At 69.7% G+C, this 21,045-nt stretch carries 19 protein-coding genes; 12 read left to right on the top strand and 7 right to left on the bottom strand.

The annotated features are described in order from the left end of the window. Positions 1–208: 208 nt before the first annotated feature. Positions 209–601, bottom strand: a complete 393-nt coding sequence (locus ABZ463_RS41045) for a nuclear transport factor 2 family protein (protein ID WP_352014063.1) — start codon at positions 599–601, stop codon at positions 209–211. Between the two features lie 44 nt (positions 602–645). Then, complete coding sequence (locus ABZ463_RS41040) at positions 646–1,425, bottom strand: MoaF C-terminal domain-containing protein (RefSeq protein WP_352014062.1); 780 nt, start codon at positions 1,423–1,425, stop codon at positions 646–648. Between the two features lie 67 nt (positions 1,426–1,492). Between ABZ463_RS41040 and ABZ463_RS41035 the strand changes: the two genes are divergently transcribed. Further along, positions 1,493–2,281 (top strand): SDR family NAD(P)-dependent oxidoreductase, encoded by a 789-nt coding sequence (locus ABZ463_RS41035; protein ID WP_352014061.1) that lies wholly within the window; start codon positions 1,493–1,495, stop codon positions 2,279–2,281. 50 nt (positions 2,282–2,331) lie between these two features. On the opposite strand, the gene ABZ463_RS41030 is transcribed toward ABZ463_RS41035, so the two are convergent. Then, positions 2,332–3,753 carry an MFS transporter gene (locus ABZ463_RS41030; protein ID WP_362785486.1) on the bottom strand — a complete coding sequence of 474 codons (1,422 nt, stop codon included), beginning with the start codon at positions 3,751–3,753 and terminating at the stop codon, positions 2,332–2,334. 165 nt (positions 3,754–3,918) lie between these two features. Here ABZ463_RS41030 and ABZ463_RS41025 point away from each other — a divergent pair, with 165 nt between their 5' ends. Further along, positions 3,919–4,776, top strand: coding sequence for a helix-turn-helix transcriptional regulator (locus ABZ463_RS41025; RefSeq protein WP_362785483.1), 858 nt, complete (start codon positions 3,919–3,921; stop codon positions 4,774–4,776). Positions 4,777–4,896: 120 nt separating this feature from the next. On the opposite strand, the gene hpaE is transcribed toward ABZ463_RS41025, so the two are convergent. The 3 genes from hpaE to ABZ463_RS41010 are packed head-to-tail and all read right to left on the bottom strand — an operon-like array spanning position 4,897 to position 8,744. Then, positions 4,897–6,363, bottom strand: a complete 1,467-nt coding sequence (gene hpaE / locus ABZ463_RS41020; RefSeq protein WP_352014058.1) for a 5-carboxymethyl-2-hydroxymuconate semialdehyde dehydrogenase — start codon at positions 6,361–6,363, stop codon at positions 4,897–4,899. Continuing rightward, entirely contained in the window at positions 6,363–7,274 is a 912-nt protein-coding gene (dapA, locus tag ABZ463_RS41015) for a 4-hydroxy-tetrahydrodipicolinate synthase (RefSeq protein WP_352014057.1), read from the bottom strand. Before dapA ends, hpaE begins: the two co-directional genes overlap by 1 nt. Before the next feature lie 48 nt (positions 7,275–7,322). Then, entirely contained in the window at positions 7,323–8,744 is a 1,422-nt protein-coding gene (locus ABZ463_RS41010; protein WP_352014056.1) for a fumarylacetoacetate hydrolase family protein, read from the bottom strand. 170 nt (positions 8,745–8,914) lie between these two features. On the opposite strand from ABZ463_RS41010, the gene ABZ463_RS41005 reads away from it, so the two are divergent. From ABZ463_RS41005 to ABZ463_RS40965, 9 genes are all read left to right on the top strand, one after another. Beyond that, positions 8,915–9,322, top strand: coding sequence for a hypothetical protein (locus ABZ463_RS41005; RefSeq protein ID WP_352014055.1), 408 nt, complete (start codon positions 8,915–8,917; stop codon positions 9,320–9,322). After that, a complete protein-coding gene (hpaD, locus tag ABZ463_RS41000; protein WP_352014054.1) occupies positions 9,322–10,179 on the top strand; it encodes a 3,4-dihydroxyphenylacetate 2,3-dioxygenase in 858 nt (285 codons plus the stop codon). The genes ABZ463_RS41005 and hpaD overlap by 1 nt, the downstream gene beginning before the upstream one ends. A gap of 94 nt (positions 10,180–10,273) precedes the next feature. Beyond that, complete coding sequence (locus tag ABZ463_RS40995) at positions 10,274–11,017, top strand: alpha/beta fold hydrolase (protein WP_352014053.1); 744 nt, start codon at positions 10,274–10,276, stop codon at positions 11,015–11,017. A gap of 61 nt (positions 11,018–11,078) precedes the next feature. After that, positions 11,079–11,756 (top strand): GntR family transcriptional regulator, encoded by a 678-nt coding sequence (locus tag ABZ463_RS40990; RefSeq protein ID WP_352014052.1) that lies wholly within the window; start codon positions 11,079–11,081, stop codon positions 11,754–11,756. A 274-nt stretch (positions 11,757–12,030) separates the two neighbouring features. Further along, positions 12,031–12,594, top strand: a complete 564-nt coding sequence (locus ABZ463_RS40985) for a GNAT family N-acetyltransferase (RefSeq protein WP_362785477.1) — start codon at positions 12,031–12,033, stop codon at positions 12,592–12,594. Positions 12,595–12,864: 270 nt separating this feature from the next. Then, a complete protein-coding gene (locus tag ABZ463_RS40980) occupies positions 12,865–13,212 on the top strand; it encodes a DoxX family protein (protein ID WP_352014050.1) in 348 nt (115 codons plus the stop codon). Between the two features lie 89 nt (positions 13,213–13,301). Beyond that, on the top strand, positions 13,302–13,766 hold the full coding sequence (locus ABZ463_RS40975) for a tetratricopeptide repeat protein (RefSeq protein ID WP_362785474.1): 465 nt from the start codon (positions 13,302–13,304) through the stop codon (positions 13,764–13,766). A gap of 488 nt (positions 13,767–14,254) precedes the next feature. Then, positions 14,255–16,894, top strand: coding sequence for an ABC transporter ATP-binding protein/permease (locus ABZ463_RS40970; protein ID WP_362785472.1), 2,640 nt, complete (start codon positions 14,255–14,257; stop codon positions 16,892–16,894). Further along, positions 16,891–18,663, top strand: coding sequence for an ABC transporter ATP-binding protein (locus tag ABZ463_RS40965; protein ID WP_362785469.1), 1,773 nt, complete (start codon positions 16,891–16,893; stop codon positions 18,661–18,663). The genes ABZ463_RS40970 and ABZ463_RS40965 overlap by 4 nt, the downstream gene beginning before the upstream one ends. A 22-nt stretch (positions 18,664–18,685) precedes the next feature. Here ABZ463_RS40965 and ABZ463_RS40960 read toward each other — a convergent pair whose 3' ends face one another. Then, the gene (locus ABZ463_RS40960) at positions 18,686–19,579 is read right to left on the bottom strand and encodes an NADP-dependent oxidoreductase (protein ID WP_362785466.1); all 894 of its coding nucleotides are present in this window, start codon (positions 19,577–19,579) and stop codon (positions 18,686–18,688) included. Between the two features lie 70 nt (positions 19,580–19,649). Between ABZ463_RS40960 and ABZ463_RS40955 the strand changes: the two genes are divergently transcribed. Further along, positions 19,650–20,225 (top strand): helix-turn-helix domain-containing protein, encoded by a 576-nt coding sequence (locus ABZ463_RS40955; protein ID WP_362785463.1) that lies wholly within the window; start codon positions 19,650–19,652, stop codon positions 20,223–20,225. Positions 20,226–21,045: the final 820 nt, after the last annotated feature.

Raw genomic sequence — 21,045 nt, 5'->3', positions numbered from 1 at the left:
TTTGCCGGGTGGGCGGGTGCAGAACGACGTGGCGCCGATCGGCCAGGGGTTGTCGTACCCCCGGTGTAGCGTCCAAGCCGGAGTCAAATGGCGCCGGTAACCGGTCGGCCCGAACCCGGCGGGCCATGTGACAAGGCCGGTGACACGAGGTGTGTCACCGGCCGCGTCATGGGCGCCCTGTCACAGGCGCCGCGTCATGGGCACCGTGTCACGGGCGCAGGGCCTCCTGGACCAGCGCGGTGTCGGTGAACTGCTCGAACTTCGTGGCGACGCCGTCCTTGACGTGCCACACGTGCGTGAAGCGGACGTCCATGTACTTGCCGGTGGCGAGGTAGGTGCCCCGGTAGTTGCCGATCACGACGATCGTGTCGCCGCCGTCGACGTACTCCTCGGGAACCGCCTGGTAGTTGTCCCACTCGCCGCCGAGCCTGGCGAAGACCTTGTCGCGCACCTCGTCAGGGCCGATGTAGGTGCCCGCGTACGGGAAACCGGCCATCTCGGTCCACGCGGCGTCGGGGCCGAGCAGGCCCAGGATGCCGTTGACGTCACCCGCCGCCGAAGCCTCGTATGACGCGCGGACCGCGTCGAGGTTCTTGCTCATTGCCTCTCCTTACTTCACTTCGCTTCGCTGAACAGCGCTTGTCCTCAGACGGGCTCTCCGCCGTCCGGGTAGGTCACCTGGCCGAGCGGCTGGATGTAGGCGCCGCCGCCGGAGTTCCTGATGTCACCCTCGCCGGAGATGCCGAGGAAGGAGCCGACCGAGCGCAGCGCGGCCCAGTCGTACAGCCAGGTCGCGGCCACCGGGATGAGGAACTCCCTGAAGGTGAAGACGTAGACGTCCTCGGCGATCTTCCAGGTGCTCGCCATGTCCACGTCACCGTGGCCGCGCTGCTCGCCGACGAGGCACTGCCAGGCGTAGCGTTCGGAACTGAGGTAGACGTGTTCGTAGAGGTGGTTCGGGCTGTAACGGTACAGCGCCCGCCTGCCGATCAGGTCACGAGTGGGTGCGGGCGCCTCGCCCGTGACCTCACGACCGTCGATGGTTCCGGGGGTGAAGGTCTGGGAGACCTGAGGCTCGCCGGGGGTCCGCTCCTCAGCGACGATGGAGACGATGCGCAGGGCGCGCCCGGTCGCGGTGTGCAGGACGACGACGTACGCCTCACGGGGCTGCGAGGCCTGGGTCCAGTGAACGAAGAAGAGATCGTCGCGTACGGCGATCGCCTCGTACCAGTCGGCGGCACCGCCGTCGACGTTCACGCTGTGCGCGTCCTTGAAGGAAAGGGTGGTCGTGGTCCCGTCGTCGAACGTCAGGCTCACCTCGGTGCCGGCGAGGACGTCGGAGACCGGAATTCGGTTGGTGTCGATCCCGGCGGCGAAGTCGTCCATGTTCTTCCAGCCGTCTGGCCGGTCTACTTCGGCGGTCACTACGACTCCTTCCTACGCGAAGTTATCTATGAAATCATATAGCTTCTAGCTGCAAAGGAGTAGGCCGATGAGGCTAAAAGGTAAGGTCGCCCTGGTCACCGGGGCCGGTACGGGAATCGGCGCGGCTGTCACCCGAAGGTACGTGGAAGAGGGCGCCAGAGTCGTTCTGACCGGTCGGAGAGAGGCGCTCCTTACCGAGGTCGCCACTCCGCTCGGAGACGCGGCCGTGGCCTTCGCCGCCGACGCGACGGACGCCGCCCAGATGAGGGCGGCGGCGGACCTGGCGCGTGAGCGCTTCGGCTCGCTCGACATCGTCGTCGCGAACGCCGGTGGACACGGGGGTTCCGGGGTCGCGGACACCGACGACGAGTCGTGGGGGCTCAGCCTCGACGCCAACCTCAACAGCTGCTTCGTGACCTGCCGGGAGACGCTGCCCGCGCTGATCGAGAGCCAGGGAAGCATCGTGATCGTCTCCTCGATCGCGGGTCTGGCCGCCGGACCCAACGTATGCGGATATGTCACGACCAAGCACGCGCTGGTGGGGCTGACCAAGTCCCTGGCCCGCGACTACGGCCCCAAGGGCGTGCGGGTGAACTGCCTGTGTCCCGGCTGGGTGCGCACCCCGATGGCCGACCACCAGATGGACGAGCTCGCCGCCCGCGACGCCATCACCCGTGACGAGGCCTACGACCTGGTCACCAAGGACGTCCCGCTGCGCCGCCCGGCCACCTCCGAGGAGATCGCCGACATCTGCCTGTTCCTCGGCTCCGCCGAGTCGGCCATCATGACCGGTTCCGTGATCGTCGCCGACGGCGGCGCCATGGCCGTCGACCTGCCGACCCTGGCGTTCGGCTGATCCTCGACGCCCGTACGGTGCCCGGCGGCCAACGCCGGGCACCGTACGGGTCAGACGGCAGGCCGCCTCGGGTTCGTAGGGACTCGTAGGAAGAGGGCGACCACCACCGCCGTGACCAGGCAGAGGACGGCGTTGACGACGATCGCGACGCTCACCCCGCCGAGCACGTTCCTGACGCTCTCCCCACCCTGGGCGTGGACGTAGGCCGCGACGACGGCGCTCATGACCGGGATGCCCATGGTGATCCCGACCTGCTGGCTCATCGTGGCCAGGCCCGTCGCCAGCCCCTGCTCCCCGTCGGGAAGCCCGGAGGTCGCGGTGACCATGAACCCGACGATCGCGACCAGGTTGGCCACCCCACCGGCGAAGGTCGCCACGAGAAGCAGGGCGATCCAGCCGGGCTCCGGCCCGAGCAGGGCGAGCGGAAGGGTCGAGGCCGCCTGGACGACGAGTCCCACGACGACGGCCCTGGCGCTGCCGATCCTGCCGATGACCTTCGGGCCGACGATCCCGCCCAGTACGGTGCCCACGCCGAGGACGGCGAAGGCCAGACCGGCGCCCAGCGGGGAGTAGCCGAGGACCTTCTGCAGGTAGAGGGTGAGCAGGAAGACCAGGGAGGTCTCCGTCGCGAAGGCCAGCAGCCCGGCGACGTTGCCCAGGCCGACACTGCGCCGCTTCAGGATCGCGACCGGCACCAGCGGCGCGGCGACACGCTTCTCGATCACCCAGAAGGCGGCCAGGAGCAGCACGCCGGCGCCCAGGGCGCCCAGCACGGCCGGGTCGGTCCAGGAACGCTCGCCCGCCGTGGTGAGTCCGTAGATCAGGGCCAGCAGGCCCGAGGTGACCGCGACGGCCCCCAGCGGGTCGAGTTTGGGCCGTTCCGCAGGCCGGGTCTCGGTGAGCGTGGACGGGGCCAGGACGAGCACGACGATCGCGACCGGCACGTTGACGAAGAACGCCCACCGCCAGCTGAGCAGGTCGGTGAGGACGCCGCCCAGGATCGCCCCGGTGGTGAAGCCCGCGGCCATGAGGGCGCCGTTCAGGCCGAGCGCCCGCTCCCGCAGCGGCCCCTCGGGGAAGGCGGTCGTCAGCAGGGAGAGCGCCGCCGGAGTGACGGCTGCGGTGGCCAGACCCTGGGCGACACGGGCGATCAGCAGCGGTTCGGGAGAGGTCGCCAGGCCACCGGCCAGGGACGCGACGCCGAGCAGCGCCATGCCGGACAGGAAGAGCCTGCGCCGTCCGAAGAGGTCGGCGAAGCGCCCGAACAGCAGGGTGAACCCCGCGGCGCAGAGCGCGAAGGCGGTGGCGATCCACTGCAGGTTCCGCAGGGAGAAACCGACGCTCTCCCCGATCTCCGGCAGGGCGACGTTGAGAATCGAGAAGTCGACCGCGAGGGTGAAGCTCGCGCTCAGCAGCAGGGTCAGAGTGAGCCGCTGCTTGGTCGTCATCCTGGGCCGGGTCCGTTGGTCCACGCTTGACACGTCGAGGGTCCGTTCTCGCTGGTGGCTTTCCGCTTTCGGTTCACCACCATCGATCGGACCGGGATCGGCAACCAGGCCTCAGAAGCTCCTACCCACCGGTTGCCTGGCACCGGCAGGGACAGGCACGGCCCGGATAAACCGGGCACCATGGACTTCATGCAGGACATCACGGCACTCGGGGAGTTTCTCCGCACGAGACGAAGCAGGCTCAAGCCCGAGGACGTGGGCGTCGCCTCCTACGGCAGGCGCCGCGTGCCGGGCCTTCGCCGGGAGGAGCTGGCCCAGCTCGCCGGTGTCAGCGCCACCTACTACACCCGGCTGGAGCAGGGGCAGAGCGCCAACGCCTCGGAGGCCGTCATCGACTCCCTGGCCCGCGCGCTCGACCTGAACGAGGACGAACGCGCCCACCTGCACGACCTCGCCAGGCCGGTCCCCGCCAAACGCCGCAGACCCGCCAGGCCCGCCATGGTACGGCCCGGCACCCGCCAGCTCATCGACGCCATGGGTGAGGTTCCCGCCGTGGTGCTGGGGCGGCGCAACGAGGTGCTCGCCTGGAACAGGCTCGGACACCTGCTTCTCGCCGGGCACCACGCCTTCGACGCCCCCGACCGGATCGCGGACCGGCCGAACCTGGCCCGGATGCTCTTCCTCGACCCGCACCACCGCAACCTCCACGTCCACTGGGAGGAGGAGGCGATCCGCGCGGTGGCCTCGCTCAGAGTCGTGGCCGGCCGCTACCAGGACGACCGCGAGCTGGCGGAGCTGATCGGCGAGCTGTCCATGAAGAGCCCGGAGTTCGCCGCCACGTGGTCCCGGCATCCGGTGGCGACCTGCGCCTCCGGCACCAAGCGCTTCCAGCACCCGGAGGTCGGCGACCTCACCCTGGAGTTCGAGGTCCTGCACCTGCCGGACGACTCGGGCCACCGCGTGCTGATGTACAGCGCCAAGCCCGGCGGCTCCTCGGAGGCCGCGCTGAAACTCCTGCGGAGCATGGTGAACTCCGTCGGTTTCTGACGCCGGAGGAACCGGCCGTGGCCCTCCCGGCCGGCAGGAGGCCGGAAGGACCACGACCCGCCGGACCGGGTACGGCCCGGCGGGAACGGTCCGGACCAGGGGCGCCGGACCGGAGAAGGGTCAGGAGACGCCGAACCGGGAGATCGGCAGGTCCTCGGTCGCCACGTGCACGATGTGCGACTCGGTGTAGACGTCGATGCTGTGCTTGCCGCCCTCACGGCCGAGGCCACTGGCCTTGACGCCGCCGAACGGGGTGCGCAGGTCACGGACGTTCTGGGAGTTGACCCAGAGCATGCCCGACTCGATCTGCTGGGCGAGCCTGTGCGTGCGGCGCAGGTTGTTCGTCCACAGGTAGGCGGCCAGGCCGTACCGGGTGTCGTTGGCCAGCTCCAGCGCCTCCTCCTCGGTGGAGAACGGCGTGACGCACACGACCGGGCCGAAGATCTCCTCCTGGAAGATCCGCATCTTCGGCGAGACGTCCGCGAACACCGTGGCCGACAGGAAGTTGCCGACCGGCAGGCTGTCGGGGCGCGAGCCACCGGCGACCAGACGGGCGCCCTCGTCGATGCCGATCTGGACGTACTCCATGACCCGGGCGTAGTGCTCGGGGTGGACCAGCGCGCCCAGCTCGGTCGCCGGGTCGTCCGGGGCGCCGACCTTCACGCGGGAGGCGCGCTCGGCGAAGCGCTGGACGAACTCCTCGTAGACGGTGTCCTGGACCAGAACGCGGGAGCTGGCCGTGCAGCGCTCGCCGTTCAGGGAGAAGACACCGAAGACGGCGGCGTCGAGCGCGCGGTCGAGGTCGGCGTCGTCGAACACGATCAGCGGGGACTTGCCGCCGAGCTCCATCGACAGCGTCTTCAGGTTGTCCGCGGCGTTGCGCATGATGATCTGGCCGGTGGTGGTCTCACCGGTGAAGGAGATGATCGGCACGTCGGGGTGGGCGACCAAGGCGGCGCCCGCCTCCTCACCGATGCCGTGCACGATGTTGAACACACCGGCGGGCACGCCCGCCTCCTCCATGATGGCCGGAAGGAGGCTGGCCGACAGCGGGGACCACTCGGCGGGCTTCAGGATGACCGGGCAGCCGGCCGCGAGCGCGGGCGCCAGCTTCCAGGTCTCCAGCATGAACGGGGTGTTCCACGGGGTGATCAGGCCCGCGACGCCGATGGGCTTGCGGATCACGTAGTTCAGCTGGGCGGAGGCGACGCGGTAGACGTCCTCACCCAGGGTGGTGATGACGTCGGCGAAGAACCGGAAGTTCTGCGCGGCGCGGTGGGCCTGGCCACGGGCCTGGGTGATCGGCAGACCGGTGTCCCGGCACTCCAGGGAGGCGATCTCGTCGTCCCGCTTCTCGATCGCGTCGGCGATCTTGCGCAGGACGCCGGCGCGCTGCTGGGCCGGCATCTTCGGCCACGGGCCCTCGGTGAAGGCCTTGCGGGCCGCGGCGACCGCGGCCTCGATGTCCTCGGCCTGACCGGCGGAGACCGTCAGGTACTCCTCGTTGGTCGCGGGCTCAAGGGCGGTGAACGTCGCGCCGGAGACGCTGGGGACATGTTCCCCGCCGATGTAGTGCTGCAGGTTCATCAAGCCACTCCCTCACTCTGGGCCAGCAGTTCGTTGATCCGCTTGATCCCCGCGTCGGTGGGCGTGATCAGAGGCGGGCGGACATGACCGGAGGCGATCAGACCGCGTTGTTCCAGGACCCACTTGGCAGGGGCGGGGTTCGTTTCGACGAACAGCAGCTCGACCAGGGGGTGCAGGGCGTAGTGCAGGTCGAGGGCGGTCTTGTGGTCACCCTCGACATAGGCGGTGTACATCTTCGCGACGGAGGCCGGGGCCAGGTTGGCGACCGCGCTGACGAAGCCGACGCCGCCGATCGCGAGCAGCGGCAGGCAGAGCAGCTCGATGCCCGACCACATCAGGAAGTCACGGCCGCACTTGTGGAGCACCTGGGAGAAGTGCTCGAAGTCCTTGGTGGTCTCCTTGATGCCCACGACGTTGTCGTGGTCGCGGCGGAGCCTGGCCACCGTCTCGGGGGCGATGTCGACCGCGGTCCGCGACGGGACGTTGTAGATGACGATCGGCAGGCTGGGGAACTCCTTGGCGACCGTGGAGTACCAGCTGTAGAGCGCCTCCTGGGTGGGACGCGCGTAGTACGGGGTGATGACGAGGGCGGCGTCGGCGCCGAGACGCTCGGCCTCCGCGGTCAGGCGCATGGTCTCGTCGAGCTTGGCGGAGCCGGTGCCCGGCAGGAACGGCACGCGGTCGGCGGTCTCCTCGGCGACGGCGGCCATCGCGGCGATCCGCTCGTCGACGCTCTGCGCGCCGGGCTCACCGGTCGAGCCGCCGATCGAGATGCCGTGGGAGCCCTGGTCGAGCTGCCAGCGGACCAGGGCACGCAGCGAGTCGAGGTCGAGCTCGCCCGTCGCGGTGAACGGGGTCACCACGGGGGCGAGGGACCCGCGAATGCTCGCGGGATCCGAACGGAACTTCATGTGATCACTCCTTGTGCTGCTACAGGTCGGTCTTCGCGGGGGTCAGGGTCACTCGGCGCTTGCCTGCTCCTCGTAGACCTGGCGCCAGGCCTTGTTCATCGGGTAGAGGCCGTCGACAGAGGCGCCCTCGTCGACTCGCTCGTAGATGAAGCGCTCCTCCTTCTCCTGCTTGACGGAGTCGCGCGCGACCTCGGCGACCAGCCGGGGCGGGATCACGACAACGCCCTCCGCGTCGCCGACCAGGACGTCACCCGGCATGACCAGCACGCCGCCGCAGTCCACCGGGATCTGCGAGTCCATCGGGACGTGCCTGCGCCCGAGCACGGCCGCGTGCGCGACCCCGTAGTAGGAGGGCATGTCCAGGCTGGAGAAGGAGGGGCTGTCCCGCAGGCCGCCGTCGGTGATCACGCCGACGGCGCCGCGGCGCAGGGCGCGCAGCGCGAGGATGTCGCCCAGCGTGCCCGCGCCGTGGTTGCCCCTGGCGCTGATGACCAGGACCTCACCCGGCTGGATCTCCTCGACGGTGCGCTTCTGCGCGTTCATGCCGTTGCCGATCTCGGCGAAGACGTCCTCACGCAGCGGGAGGTAGCGGAGCGTCCTGGCGACGCCCACCATGCGCAGGTCGGGCCTGGCGGGCTTGACGCCCTCGATGAAGTGGTGGTCGATGCCCCGCTTGCGCAGCTGGGAGGAGATCGTCGCGGTGGAGACGGACTTCAGGGCCGCGATGAGATCCTCGTCGAGGACGCCCGCCTTCTCGGCGCCGGGGACGGGGGTCGAGCCGTACGCGGCGGCCTTGAGCTGGTCGGTGACCTTGGGCTGCACGCCGTAGGGGGGCAGGGGGCCCTCGTCGGCGACGACCTCGTTGCGGAGCCTGCCGGTGTCCTCAAGCTCGACCTCGACCACGTCGCCGGGCTGCACGACGGTCGATCCCGCGGGGGTGCCGGCCAGGATGATGTCACCGGGTTCGAGCGTCATCAGCCGGGACAGGTCGGCGATCAGCAGGTCGAAGCCGAACAGCAGCTCGTCGGCGCACGCCTCCTGGACCAGGTCCCCGTTGACGTAGGTGCGCAGCCACAGCTTCGACGGGTCGTCCGTCTTGAGGATGGCCGGGCCGATCGGCGTGTAGCCGTCCTGGCCCTTGGCGCGGAGGTTGGAGCCGAGGTCGGCGTGCTTGAAGTCGTAGACCCCGAAGTCGTTGGCGGCGGCGTAACCGGCCACGTGGCCGAGCGCCTCCTCGGGGGAGACCCGGTGGGCCCGGGTGCCGATGATGATGGCGATCTCACCCTCGAAGGCCATCAGCTCACAGCCCGCGGGCCGGACGACGGGCCGACCCGACCAGGACAGTGAGGAGGCGGGCTTGAGAAAGTAGGAGGGGACCGCCGGGGTACGCCCACGCTCGGCCGCTCGGCTGCGGTAGTTGAGATGGACCGCGATGATCTTTCCTGGCGTCAGGCCGAGCGGGTGATCCACGGCCACCTCCCTGAGTTAAATCGTATACGACATCATGCATGATACGCGATGAGGTCACGTCGGGCTATAGACAAAGATATTTGAATTCGTACATGATTTGGAGGTGTTCGGGCTTGTGAGACCCACCGCGGGGGAACACGAGCACCGGACGGACCCGAGGAGATCGACAGATGACGGACCTGGCCAGCGGAGACGGGCGCGTTCCCGTGTCCCGCACGGCCGCCGACGGCCTCTTCGCGGCGGGTACGGCCCGCGTTCGGGCGGTGACGCCCCGGAGGACACACCGGCCGATCGTCCGGATACTGTCTGAGAACGACCCCGGTGCCCCCCACGACATCGTGGATCGTGCCAGCACCTCGGAGTACGGCCCCGCGACCTTCGCCACGGCCTTCGTCCGAACCAGGGACCTGTCCACCCCCCACCGCACGACGGCCGGGGACAGGGCCGGAGCCGTCCTCACCGACATGATCCATGTCCCGGATGCCGCGACCAGCGGCCACGACCGGGGGATGGGACCGTACGCCATCGTCGCCTATACAGAAGTCAAGGGCGTCTGGACACACCTGGGAGGGTCGTGATGGGAGAGCTCGTCATGGCGGCCAAGATCACGCATGTGCCGTCGATCTGGCTGTCGATTCAGCCCGGTAAGCACTTCGGCATCCGGAGGAACGCCGAGCTGGCACTCACGGAGATCGGCAGGCGGGCCCACGAGCGTGGGGCCGACACCTTCCTGGTCGCCGACACCCACTGGCTGAACAGCATCGGCTTCCACCTCAACGGCAAGGAACGCCACCAGGCCACCTACGTCAGCCACGAGCTGCCGCACTTCATCCACGACCTGGCCTACGACTACCAGGGCGACCCCGAGCTGGCCGAACTGGTCCGTGAGGAGATCGTCGCGGGCGGGCAGAAGGCACGCGTCCACGACTACAACGACCTCGGCCTTGAGTACGCCACTCTCGTGCCGATGTACTTCATGAACAAGGACTCCTCGATCCGGGTGCTGCCGATCGGCTGCAACATGTACTCCACGATCGAGGAGAACCGCAGGATCGGCGAGGCGCTGATGCGGGCCATCCGCCGCAGTGACAGGAAAGTGGCCTTCCTGGCCAGTGGCTCGCTGTCGCACGCCTTCCCGGCCAACGAGATCGCCGAGTCGATGCTCGACGACGTGAGCAGCGAGATCAACCGGCAGGTGGACATCAGCGTCCTCGACATGTGGACGCAGGGCCGTACGGCCGAGTTCCTGGAGATGCTGCCCGACTACAACAAGCGCTGCACGGGAGAGGGTGCCATGGCCGACACGGCCATGCTCTTCGGTCTGCTCGGCTGGGAGAATTACACCGGCAACGGCGAGCAGCTCTGTCCGTACTTCGGCAGCAGCGGCACCGGCCAGGTGGTCGTCGACTTCCCCCTGCCCGCCGAGGTCTCCTGATCCCCAGGGGTACGGACGTCTTCCGGCGGAGATCGGAGACGTGCAGTACGATAAGAAATCGTATGTGAAAGACTCTTCGAGGAGTACGCGACCAATGCAGGACCGACAGGGCTTGGCCTCCCGTGTTTTCCCCTCTGACCACCCCGTCGACCTGCCCCCCGTGCTCCTCCTGCACGGCATCGCCTCCGACGGCGAGACCGACTGGGTCGCACCGGGCACCGTCGCCGCGCTGAACGACGCCGGGCGCACCGCCGTCGTGGTCGACCTGCGCGCCCACGGCGCCAGCCCCGCCTCCGACTCCGCCGAGGAGGCGGGCGCCCCGGCGCAGGCGCGCGACATCCTGGCCGTGCTGGACGAGGCGGGCGTCGAGACGTTCGACATCGCGGGCTACTCGCTGGGCGCCAGGCTCAGCTGGGCGGTCGCCGAGGCGGCTCCGGAGCGCGTGCGCCGGGCCGTACTCGGCGGGCTCAGCCCCGTCGAGCCCTTCACCATGGTGGACATCGCCGCCCTCCACAAGGCCGTCGCCGAGGGCGTGCAGCCCGAGGACCCCTTCACCGGGATGATCGCCGGGATGGTCGGCTCCCGTGGCCCCGAGCGGGCGCCGGGTCTCGCGCTCGTCGTCGAAGGCCTGGCCGGGAGCCCGTTCGACCCGAAGGGATGGCCCGGCCAGACCCCGCCGGTCTTCGTCGTCGGCCAAGACGACATGATGACGAACGGAATCGAGCGTATCGTCGGTCTGGTAGACGGAGCGGAGCTGCTCACCGTCCCGGGCGACCACTTCGGCGCGCTCACGGGTGCCGAGTTCCGTGGCATCGTCGTGAGGGCGCTGAGCCGGTGATCACCAACGGGGCGGGCGCCCACCAGGGCAGCGGCCCAGGGTTAAAGATGAGGGGACACCGGTGAGAGTGGTCAAGAAGACCGCCAAGGCCAAGGAGTCGAAGGCGGAGATCAGCTACGGGCTGCTCCGTTCACGAATCCTCGACGGAACGTACGGCCCCGGCTACCGGCTGGTCATGGACCAGCTCGCCAGGGAGACCGGAGTCAGCACGATCCCGCTGCGCGAAGCCGTACGGCGACTGCAGTCGGAAGGACTCGTCGAGGTCGTGCGCAACATCGGCGCACGCGTGGCCGTCTTCGACTCGACCCAGGTCGAGCACACGCTCAACGTCCTGGCCCGGCTTGAGGGATACGCCACGGCGATCTCCGCCCCTCTCATGTCGCCCGAGCAGATCGAGGAGTCGCGGGAGATCAACGCCCGCATGGTCGAGGCCCTTGAGGAGTTCGACCCGACCTCCTTCACGGCCCTCAACCGGCAGTTCCACTTCTCGATCTACCAGTACTGTCCGGATGACCACCTGGCCAATCTGCTTGAGTCGGAGTGGGCACGGCTGGACCACATGCGGCGTTCGAGCTTCACCTACGTTCCTGGACGGGCCCGGCGTTCGGTGGTCGAGCACGAGCACATGCTCGACCTGATCTCGATGGGCGCCCCGGCGGAGGAGATCGAACGGGTGGCCTGCGCCCACAAGATCGCCACGGCCGAGGCGTTGCACAACGCCCATGTGACGGCTGTGTAGCTTTGCGGCGCCTTCGGCGCCGCGGGTTCGGGTGCTTCGAGCCGACGCTTTCCCTCGTCACTCCGTCGCTTCGCTCCTGCGTTCCTCAGTCCAAGCGCCGGCGCACCCGAACCGACACTCCTCACACTTGGCGCCGGTACCCCGAACTCCTCATGCTTGGCGTCGGGAAATGGTGAGGCGACGCTCCTCTGGGCCGGCGGCGTCCGAGTAAGGGCGTGGCGGCCTTCTGGGGCGGGCAAGTGCTGGAAAAGGGCCGTGTTCTAGGGTCATGGTCATGAAGCAGCTGCCTGCGCTTTCCGTCGCGGAGGTCTTCTCGGAGCGGCTCCTGCTGCGCAGGGCGTTGCACGACGGCGACCGTGAAGGGCTCGTCGAGCTCTCGACCGATCCCGAGGTCCAGGCGTACATCGGTGGCCCCCGGCCTCTGGGTGAGGTCGAGCGGCACTTCGACGAGGTCATGGCCTCCGGCGCGACGACCAGGCCGGGTAACTACGTCATCGCGGACAACACGACGAACCAGGTCATCGGGACGTTGATGCTCGCCCGCTGGTGGACCGACCACCCGCAGCGGGTCACCGAGGACGGCGAGGAACTGGTCCTCGGCTATGTCCTGCGGCGCGGCGCGTGGGGCGCGGGGTACGCGTTCGAGGCGGCGACGGCCGCGTTGCGCGCGGCGGCCGAGGAGTTCCCCGACCAGCCGGTCGTCCTCGTGACCCAGACCGCGAACAAACGATCCCTGAAACTCGCCGAACGCCTCGGCTTCCACCTCACCACCACGTTCGAGGAGTTCGACGCCGAACAGGCCCTCTGCGTCACACGCCTGTCCACGTTCAGGGCCTGATCACCGCTGTGGGCGCGGGGCTTTCGGACGTGCCTCCGCTGGCCGGGCCGTAAAGGCCGTGACCGGCCTGCTCATCGCCCTGAAGGGTTCGTGGCGGTGCGAAAGCGTGGGGGCGGGGCGCTCGTTGAGTGGGTTTCGGCCCTTGGGCGGAACGGGGTGTCGCTTGAGCCGGGCCGGTCGGGAGGCTGTGCATCGTCGGCGCATCGCGGAATCATCAACCGGGGCCCACAGGATCGGTGCCACAAGAAGCACCGAACAGGGAGTGTCCCCATGTCCACCACCGCCACCGTCGTCACCGTCCTGGCCGCCCTCTGGGTGGGTTTCTCCGCCTTCTCCCTCCTGCGCCGCGCCGAATGGGTCGTGAAGCCGCTGATGGACTACGGTGTCCCCCGCTCGTGGTGGACCTGGCTCGGCGCGGCCAAGGCCGCCGGGGCCGCGGGCCTGTTGGCCGGCCTGTTCGTGCCGGTCGTCGGCGTGGCGGCCGGGATCGGCCTGGTGCTGTACTTCGCCGGGGCCGTCGTCACCGTGCTCAGGGCGCGCTCGTACTCGACCGTGGTCTTCCCCCTGCTGTACATGGGCCCGGTGATCGCGGCCCTGGCGCTGGGACACCTCGCCTGACAGCGGCACGTGTCCGATCGGCCCTCAGGGGAGCGGAAAGGGCGGAAGTAGGCTGACCGCGGTCGTCCCGCTACGGTGAAGGAGCCACTGTGACCACAGACCCGACGATGACCCGGATCGGCCAGGGAGTGGAGCTGCACCACCACCAGGGCCAACGCGAAGCCGCTCGCGACATGTTCGCGCGGATCTGGGATGACATCGGCGGTGAGCAGGGCGATCCGCTGCATGTCTGCGTCCTCGCCCACTCGATGGCCGACGTCCAGGACGACGTGCGGCAGGAGCTGATGTGGGATCTGCGGGCGCTCGCCGCCGCCGATCTCCTCACCGACGAGCGGGTGGCCCAGGCCGGGTCACCCCTTTCGGTGGCCGGTCTGTATCCGTCGTTGCATCTGAACCTGAGCGAGTGCTACCGCAAGCTGGGCGATTTCGACCGCGCTCGTGAGCATCTCCAGCAGGCGCGGGCGGGGGTCGGCGCGCTCGACGACGACGGGTACGGGCGGCTCATCAGAGGCGGCCTGGAGCGGTTGGCCGAACAGTTGGGCGAGACCACCTGACCGCGCGGCTGAAGCCGAGATTTCAGAGCACACCTTGTCGCCGGCGGTGAGGTGCCCTCCGCGCTGGTGCGTGTGTCACGACGTCACCTTCGACTTGTGGAGGGATTAGCCGGAAAGCTGGATGTAAGTGGTGGGTTCTCCGGTTTGGGGGTGGTTGGGAGGTCCTGCTGCTGTTAGGTTATGCCCCTAACGAAGGTTAGCCTTACCTTAGGGGGCGCGGTGGTGTCGCAACGGCGGGTTGTCGGGCGTCCCGGGCGGACCACCGTGCGCGACATCGAGAAGACCGGGGTTGGAGGGCGGATCACCTCGCCGCCGCGCCGGGGATACGCGCCGGACATGACGGCGGTGGTCCGTGGGACGGTCGCCGGGAGCACGGCGAGACCGACGGCCATGGCGAACCCGATGCCTCGGGCTGCCGAGGGCCTGAAGGCCATGAAGGCTACGGAGGGGGCGCGGTGATGGCCGCGCGGGGTTTCCAGGGAGCCGTCATGCGCGGCTTCGGGGCTCGTGACCATGTGGCGACCGTGGTGCGGACGTCCATGGTCACGCCGCACATGGTACGGATCCACATGTCGGCGCCGACCCTGTTCGAGAACGTCACCGTCGGCCCCACCGCGTGGCTGCGGTTCTGGTTCCCCGATCCCACCGGGTCCGACAGGGAGCATCAGCGCGCCTACACCCTTGTCTCGTGCGAGCCGGAGACCGGCGAGTTCGCCGTGGACGTGGTGCTGCACGAGCCCGCGGGACCGGCGACCGTGTGGGCGAGGAGGGCCGAGCCCGGCGACGAGGTCCAGGTGATGTCGTTCGGCTCCTCGCGCTTCGCCGTACCGGACGAGCCGCCTGCGGGATATCTGCTGGTCGGCGACCCCGCCTCGGTGCCCGCGATCAACGGCATCGTCGCCGCGTTGCCCGACGACGCCGAGATCGCGCTCTACCTGGAGAAACAGCACGAGGAGGACGAGCTGATCCCGCTCGCCTCCCACCCGGGGCTGCGGGTGCGGTGGGTGCCCAGGGACGGCGAGACCTCGCTGGCCGCCGCGATCGACGAGCGTGACTGGTCCAACTGGTACGCCTGGGCGGCGACCGAGGCGGGCTCCCTCAAGCACCTGCGCAGGACCCTGCGTGACAGGTTCGGCTTCCCCAAGGCCGACACCTACGCCCAGGCCTACTGGACGTACGGCAGGGCCATGGGTTCGCTGCGCCGTACCGACGAGGAGAAGGCGACCGGGCAGGCACCCGCCGTACGGCCTGCTGAGGGGGAGGCCACCGGGCAGGAGGATGTGCGGTCCGGCGGGTCGGCTTCCTCCGCACAGGATGCGCGAACCGGGCAGGAGGATGTGCGGTCTGGCGGGTCGGCTTCCGTGGCGCAGGACGGGCGGGTTCCTGGGCGGTGGCGGTCGCAGGCGGCCAAGGAGCTGCTCGCGCCGGTGAAGACCGCGATGATCGTCGCCGGGGTGGTGCAGGGGGTCGTCACGCTGGTGCAGCTCGCGCCGTTCGTGCTGCTGGCGGAGCTGGCGCGGCTGCTGCTCGTGGGGGCCGACGAAGACCGGTTGTGGGGCACCGCCGTGGCCTTCCTGGTCGTCTTCGGCGCCGGAGCGCTGCTGGGCGGTGCGCTGATGGTGTGGCTGCACGTCGTGGACGCGCGGTTCGGCGCGCGGGTCCGTCACCGGCTGCTCGGCAAGCTCGTACGGCTGCCGCTCGGCTGGTTCACCCGGCGTGGCTCCGGGGCGGTCAAGAAGCTCGTGCAGGACGACACGCTGGAGCTGCACGGTCTGGTCACGCACGCCATCCCCGACGGGGTCGCGGCCGTCGTCGCCCCGGTCGCGGTGCTGGTCTACCTGTTCGCGACCGACTGGCGGCTGGCGCTCGTCCTGTTCGTCCCGATCATCGTGTATCTCTTCGCCTTCGCCGCGATGATGTTCCAGAGCGGCCCGAAGATCGCCGAGGCGTCCCGGTGGGCGGAGCGGATGGGCAACGAGTCGGCCGCCTTCTTCGCGGGACAGCCGGTGATCCGGATGTTCGGCGGCGTCGCGGCCTCCTCCTTCCGGCGTGAGCTTGAGTCCTACATCGGCTTCCTGGACGGCTGGCAGCGGCCGTTCATCGGCAGGAAGACGTTCATCGACCTGGTCACCCGCCCGATGACCTTCCTGTGGTTGATCATGGTCGTCGGCACGCCCATGGTCGTCTCCGGGGTCATGGAGGCGGCGACGCTGCTGCCGTTCCTGCTGCTCGGCACCACCTTCGGCGCGCGGCTGCTGGGCATCGGCCTCGGGATGGGCGGCGTCCGCGCGGGCGTCCTGGCGGCCCGCCGTATCGCCGTCGTCCTCGGCGAGAAGGAACTGGCCGTCCGGCCTGAGGCGGCGGAACCGGAGGAGGAGCGAGGGGTTGTCCGCTTCGAGGGGGTGAGCTTCGGCTACCGGCCCGGCAAACCCGTCATCCACGACGTCTCGCTGACCCTGCGGCCGGGTACGGTCACCGCGCTCGTCGGTCCCTCGGGGTCGGGCAAGTCGACGCTCGCCGGACTGCTGGCCCGCTTCCACGACGTGGACTCCGGCGCCGTCACCGTCGGGGGACGCGACATCCGCGCGATGTCCGGTGACGACCTCTACACCCGTGTCGGGTTCGTCTTCCAGGACGCGCAGCTCGTGCACGGAACCGTACGGGAGAACATCGCCCTGGCCAGGCCGGAGGCGACCACGGCCGAGATCGAGACGGCGGCGCGGGACGCGCGGATCCACGAGCGGATCCTGCGGCTGCCCGACGGCTACGAGACCGTGCTGGACGGCGACGGCGGACTCTCCGGCGGGGAACGGCAGCGCCTCACCATCGCGCGTGCCCTGCTCGCCGACACCCCGGTGCTGGTCCTCGACGAGGCGACGGCGTTCGCCGACCCCGAGTCCGAACACCTCGTGCAGCAGGCCCTGACCCGGCTCACCCGAGGCCGTACGGTGCTCGTCGTCGCGCACCGCCTGCACACCGTCGTCGACGCCGACCAGATCGTCGTCCTCGACCACGGCCGCGTCGCCGAGGCCGGCACCCACACCGAGCTGATCGCGTCCGGCGGCCGTTACCGCAGGCTGTGGGACAGCCGGGGAAGCGTACCCGCCAAGGCGGAGGTGTCCCGATGATCCGTACCCTCGTCCGGCTCGTCCCCGCGACCGATCGGGGCAAGGTGGTCGGGTACGCCCTGCTCACCGTGGTCTCCGCGATCCTGCGGGGAGTCGGCTGCCTGCTGCTCGTCCCCCTGCTCGGCGCGTTGTTCTCCACGGTTCCGGCCGACGCGCTGCCGTGGCTGGGCGCGCTCACCGTGAGCGTCGTGCTCGTGTGGGCCGTGGACACGGCCGTGTCCCGCATCGGCTTCGACATCGGGTTCACGCTGCTCGGCACCGTGCAACGCGACCTCACCGACCGGCTCACCCGCATCCCGCTCGGCTGGTTCACCGCCGAACGCACAGCGACCGCCAGGCAGGCCGTCGCCGCCTGCGGCCCCGAACTGGTCGGGCTCGTCGCCAACCTGCTCACCCCGTTGCTGAGCGCCGTCCTGCTTCCCGTCGTGATCGCGATCGGCCTGACGGGCTTCGCCTGGCAGCTCGGGGCCGCCGCCTGGGTCGCCGTCGTGGGACTGCTGGCCGCGCTGTGGGCGACCACCAGGATCACCCGCGCGGCCGACGCCGCCGACACGGCCGCGCACAGCGCGCTGACCGAGCGCGTCCTGGAGTTCGCCCGCACCCAGCAGGCACTGCGCGCCGCCCGCAGGGTCGAACCGGCCCGTAACGGCGCGGGAGCCGCCGCCGTCGCGCAGCGCGGTACGGCGTTGCGCCTGGTGCTGCTGCAGATCCCCGGGCAACTGCTGTTCGGCCTGGCCGGTCAGGTGGCGCTGGTCGCGCTCGCCGGAGCCGTCACCCTGCTCTACCTCGACGGAGGCCTCGGCGCCCCGGAGGCGGTCGCGCTCGTCGTGGTGGCCGTACGGTTCCTCGAACCCTTCACCGTGATCAGCGAGCTGGCACCCGCGATCGAGTCCGTCCGGGGCACCCTCGACACCCTGCGCGCCATCCTCGACGCCCCGGCACCCCCTGTTTCAGCCGCCGCTTCGGCCCCCGGCCGGGACGCGCCGCGCGTCGAGTTCCAGGGGGTGGGCTTCGGCTACGGCGACGACGAGGTGCTCAGGGACCTGTCCTTCAGCCTCGAACCGGGGACGACCACGGCCGTCGTCGGCCCCTCCGGCTCGGGGAAGAGCACGATCCTGTCGCTCGTCGCGGGCTTCCACGAGGCCTCACGGGGACGCGTCCTCATCGACGGCCAGGACGTCTCCGGGCTCGACCCGGCCACCAGGCAGCGGCTGTCCAGCATGGTCTTCCAGCATCCGTACCTGTTCGGCGGGACCATCCGCGACAACGTCCTCGCCGGTGACCCGGACGCCGAACCGGCACAGGTCGCGCAGGTCATGCGGCTCGCCCAGGTGGACGAGATCGTCGGGCGGCTGCCCGACGGGGAGCGTACGGACGTTGGCGAGGCCGGGGCCGCCCTCTCCGGCGGTGAACGGCAGCGCGTCAGCATCGCCCGCGCCCTGCTCAAACTGGCGCCGATCCTGTTGATCGACGAGGCGACCAGCGCCCTGGACACCGAGAACGAGGCCGCCGTGGCCCAGGCGCTGAGCCAGGACGTACGGCGACGCACCCGTGTCATCGTCGCCCACCGCCTGGGCGGCATCCGCCACGCGGACCGGGTGCTCTTCGTCGAGGACGGCGCGATCGTCGAACAGGGAACCCCGGCGGAACTACGCGCGGCCGGTGGCCGCTTCGCCGAGTTCTGCCGCCACCAGGAACAAGGAGAGGACTGGCGCCTGCGCTCGGCCGCCCCCGACCACGACCTGGTCCTCTCCCCGGACCCGGACTGAACCGGCCCCCGAAGGAGAGGGTTCAGACGACGATGACCCGGCGTCCGCGGGTGTGACCGGCCTGGCTGTCGGTGTGTGCCGCCGCCGCTTCGGCGAGGGTGTACGACTTCTCGACGGGGATGTGGAGTTTCCCCCGGGAGATGAGGTCGGCGGCCTCGGCGAGCGCGTCCGGCACGCTTCCGGCCACGCCGGAGAACCGGACGCCGAACTCCGGCGCGCCGAGATCGGCGATGGAGATCACCTTCTGCGGATCCCCGGTCAGTTCGACGAGTTCGCGGATCACGCCGGAGCCGGCCAGGTCGAGAGCCGCGTCGACACGACCGAGCCGTCGCACCCGCTCGACCCAGCCCTCGCCGTACGTCGTGGGGACGGCGCCCAGGCCGCGTAGGTAGTCCTGGTTCGCGGCCCCGGCTGTGCCGATCACCGTGATGCCACGGTCACGGGCGATCTGCAGCACCGCCGATCCGACTCCGCCGGAGGCGCCGCTGACCAGCAGCGTCTGCCCGGGCCGTACACCGACCTGGTCGATGACGCGCAGCGCGGTCTCCACCACGGAGGGGTATCCGGCCGCCTCCTCGAACGTCAGTCCCTCGGGCATCGGGGCCCAGGCCGACAGCACGGCGAACTCGGCGTAGGTGCTCGAACCCTCGCCGAACACGTGGTCACCGACCTTGACCCCTTCGACACCCGCGCCGACCTCGTCCACCACCCCGGAGGCGTCCAGCCCGACCCCGGCGGGCAACTCGATCGGACGGGCCTTCTGGAACTGGCCTTCGCGAATCCGCCAGTCGACGGGGTTCACCCCCGCCGCCCGTACGGCGACGCGTATCTTCCCATGTCCCGCGTGGGGCTCCTCGGCGTCCACGAGTCGCAGGACGTCCGGGCCGCCGAACACGGCGAAGCTCACTTTCCTCATGCCGCCGACCGTAGCACTAACGGTTAGTGTTTTGAAACCGTTGTTATTTCGTATCTGATAGCATCATGGCATGACCGTGCCGTCCGGGCGCCGCGAGCGCAAGAAGGCCGCGACCCGCCAGAAGATCGCCGAAACCGCCCTGCGTCTCTTCCTGGAGCGTGGATACGACGCGGTGGGCATCCGGGACGTGGCGGCCGAGGCCGACGTGGCCGTCACCACGGTCTTCTCGCACTTCGCCTCGAAAGAGGCCCTGGTGTTCGGGCAGGACGAGGACTTCGAGCGACGCCTCAGGCAGGCGGTCACCGACCGGGCGCCGCAGGAGCCGCTCATCCCCGCGCTGCGCCGCGAGATCCGGGCCATGGTGCGCCACTGCGCGTCGAACAGCGGCACCCCGATCTGGGGCATGATCGACAAGACGCCCGCCCTGCGGGAGTACGAGGAGTCGATGAGGCTGCGCCACGCGGAGTCCCTGGCGACGGCCATCGCCGCCGATCCCGACCTGGCACGCACCACCACGGCCTGCCGGACGATCGCGAGGTTCGTGGTCGACGCCTACGCGCTGGCCCGCGAGGCCCCCGACCCGGAAGCCGCCGTGGACGAGATCTTCCAAATGATCGAAGCCGCCTGGTCGGCCACCAAGGGGTAACCCTCGAACTTGGATCCCGCCACCCGGCCTGTCCACCTCCGGCCGGGTGAGAAGCTCTCGCCCTTCGCCCCCGCCGAACCGCACCACGCGACCGCGCACACCCGGTGACAACCCACCCGCCGATCAGCAGGGATTCCGATCCGGACACATCCGGCGCCACGGACGAGAGACCTCAGTTCAGACGCCGACGCCGTACACGAGAAGTTTCGGCCCGCGCCTTACCAACCCCCACACGCAAGAAGTTTCGGTCCATACGCACCAACCCCAAGCGTGAAGAGTTCGGGGTACCGGTGCCAGGTGTAAGGGGTTTGGCCTTACCGGCGCCAAGTGTGAGGAGTGTCCGGCTTGGGCGCGTCGGTGCTTGGACTGAGGAACGCAGGAGCGAAGCGACGGAGTGACGAGGGAAAGCGCCGACTCGAAAGCGCCCAAGCCTGCGGCGCCGAAGGCGGCGCAAAGAAACACGGTTCGGGCGCGCCGACGCTTGGACTGAGGAGCGAAGGAGCGCAGCGGATGAGTGACGAGGGAAAGCGTTGGCTCGAAGCGCCCGGACCCGCGACTCCGAAGGCGGAGCATAGAGGCAGGGCGCCCGGACCCGCGACGCCGAAGGCGGAGCAAAGAGACACAGCTTGGGTTTACCGGTGCCGTGCGTGAGGAGTTTCGGCTTGGGCGCGTCGGTGTCTGGACTGAGGAACGCAGGAGCGAAGCGACGGAGTGACGAGGGAAGACACCGACTCGAAAGCGCCCAAGCCCGCGGCGCCGTCGGCGCCCCCAAAAAAAAAGCCCCGCGCCCCCCCCCGCGGCGCCCGGCGGGGGTGTTGAT

It is taken from the genome of Streptosporangium sp. NPDC020145 (assembly GCF_040631275.1).
GTDB lineage: Bacteria > Actinomycetota > Actinomycetes > Streptosporangiales > Streptosporangiaceae > Streptosporangium.
Note: the sequence above shows the minus strand (reverse complement) of the source record. Positions and strands in the feature narration are given on the sequence as shown.

Excerpts from the sequence above, each read along its gene's own strand:
- ABZ463_RS41045 (WP_352014063.1), bottom strand. The coding sequence starts at position 601 with ATGAGCAAGAACCTCGACGCGGTCCGCGCGTCATACGAGGCTTCGGCG.
- ABZ463_RS41035 (WP_352014061.1), top strand. The coding sequence starts at position 1,493 with ATGAGGCTAAAAGGTAAGGTCGCCCTGGTCACCGGGGCCGGTACGGGA.
- ABZ463_RS41025 (WP_362785483.1), top strand. The coding sequence starts at position 3,919 with ATGCAGGACATCACGGCACTCGGGGAGTTTCTCCGCACGAGACGAAGC.
- hpaE (WP_352014058.1), bottom strand. The coding sequence starts at position 6,363 with ATGAACCTGCAGCACTACATCGGCGGGGAACATGTCCCCAGCGTCTCC.
- dapA (WP_352014057.1), bottom strand. The coding sequence starts at position 7,274 with ATGAAGTTCCGTTCGGATCCCGCGAGCATTCGCGGGTCCCTCGCCCCC.
- ABZ463_RS41005 (WP_352014055.1), top strand. The coding sequence starts at position 8,915 with ATGACGGACCTGGCCAGCGGAGACGGGCGCGTTCCCGTGTCCCGCACG.
- hpaD (WP_352014054.1), top strand. The coding sequence starts at position 9,322 with ATGGGAGAGCTCGTCATGGCGGCCAAGATCACGCATGTGCCGTCGATC.
- ABZ463_RS40995 (WP_352014053.1), top strand. The coding sequence starts at position 10,274 with ATGCAGGACCGACAGGGCTTGGCCTCCCGTGTTTTCCCCTCTGACCAC.
- ABZ463_RS40985 (WP_362785477.1), top strand. The coding sequence starts at position 12,031 with ATGAAGCAGCTGCCTGCGCTTTCCGTCGCGGAGGTCTTCTCGGAGCGG.
- ABZ463_RS40980 (WP_352014050.1), top strand. The coding sequence starts at position 12,865 with ATGTCCACCACCGCCACCGTCGTCACCGTCCTGGCCGCCCTCTGGGTG.
- ABZ463_RS40970 (WP_362785472.1), top strand. The coding sequence starts at position 14,255 with ATGCGCGGCTTCGGGGCTCGTGACCATGTGGCGACCGTGGTGCGGACG.
- ABZ463_RS40965 (WP_362785469.1), top strand. The coding sequence starts at position 16,891 with ATGATCCGTACCCTCGTCCGGCTCGTCCCCGCGACCGATCGGGGCAAG.
- ABZ463_RS40960 (WP_362785466.1), bottom strand. The coding sequence starts at position 19,579 with ATGAGGAAAGTGAGCTTCGCCGTGTTCGGCGGCCCGGACGTCCTGCGA.
- ABZ463_RS40955 (WP_362785463.1), top strand. The coding sequence starts at position 19,650 with ATGACCGTGCCGTCCGGGCGCCGCGAGCGCAAGAAGGCCGCGACCCGC.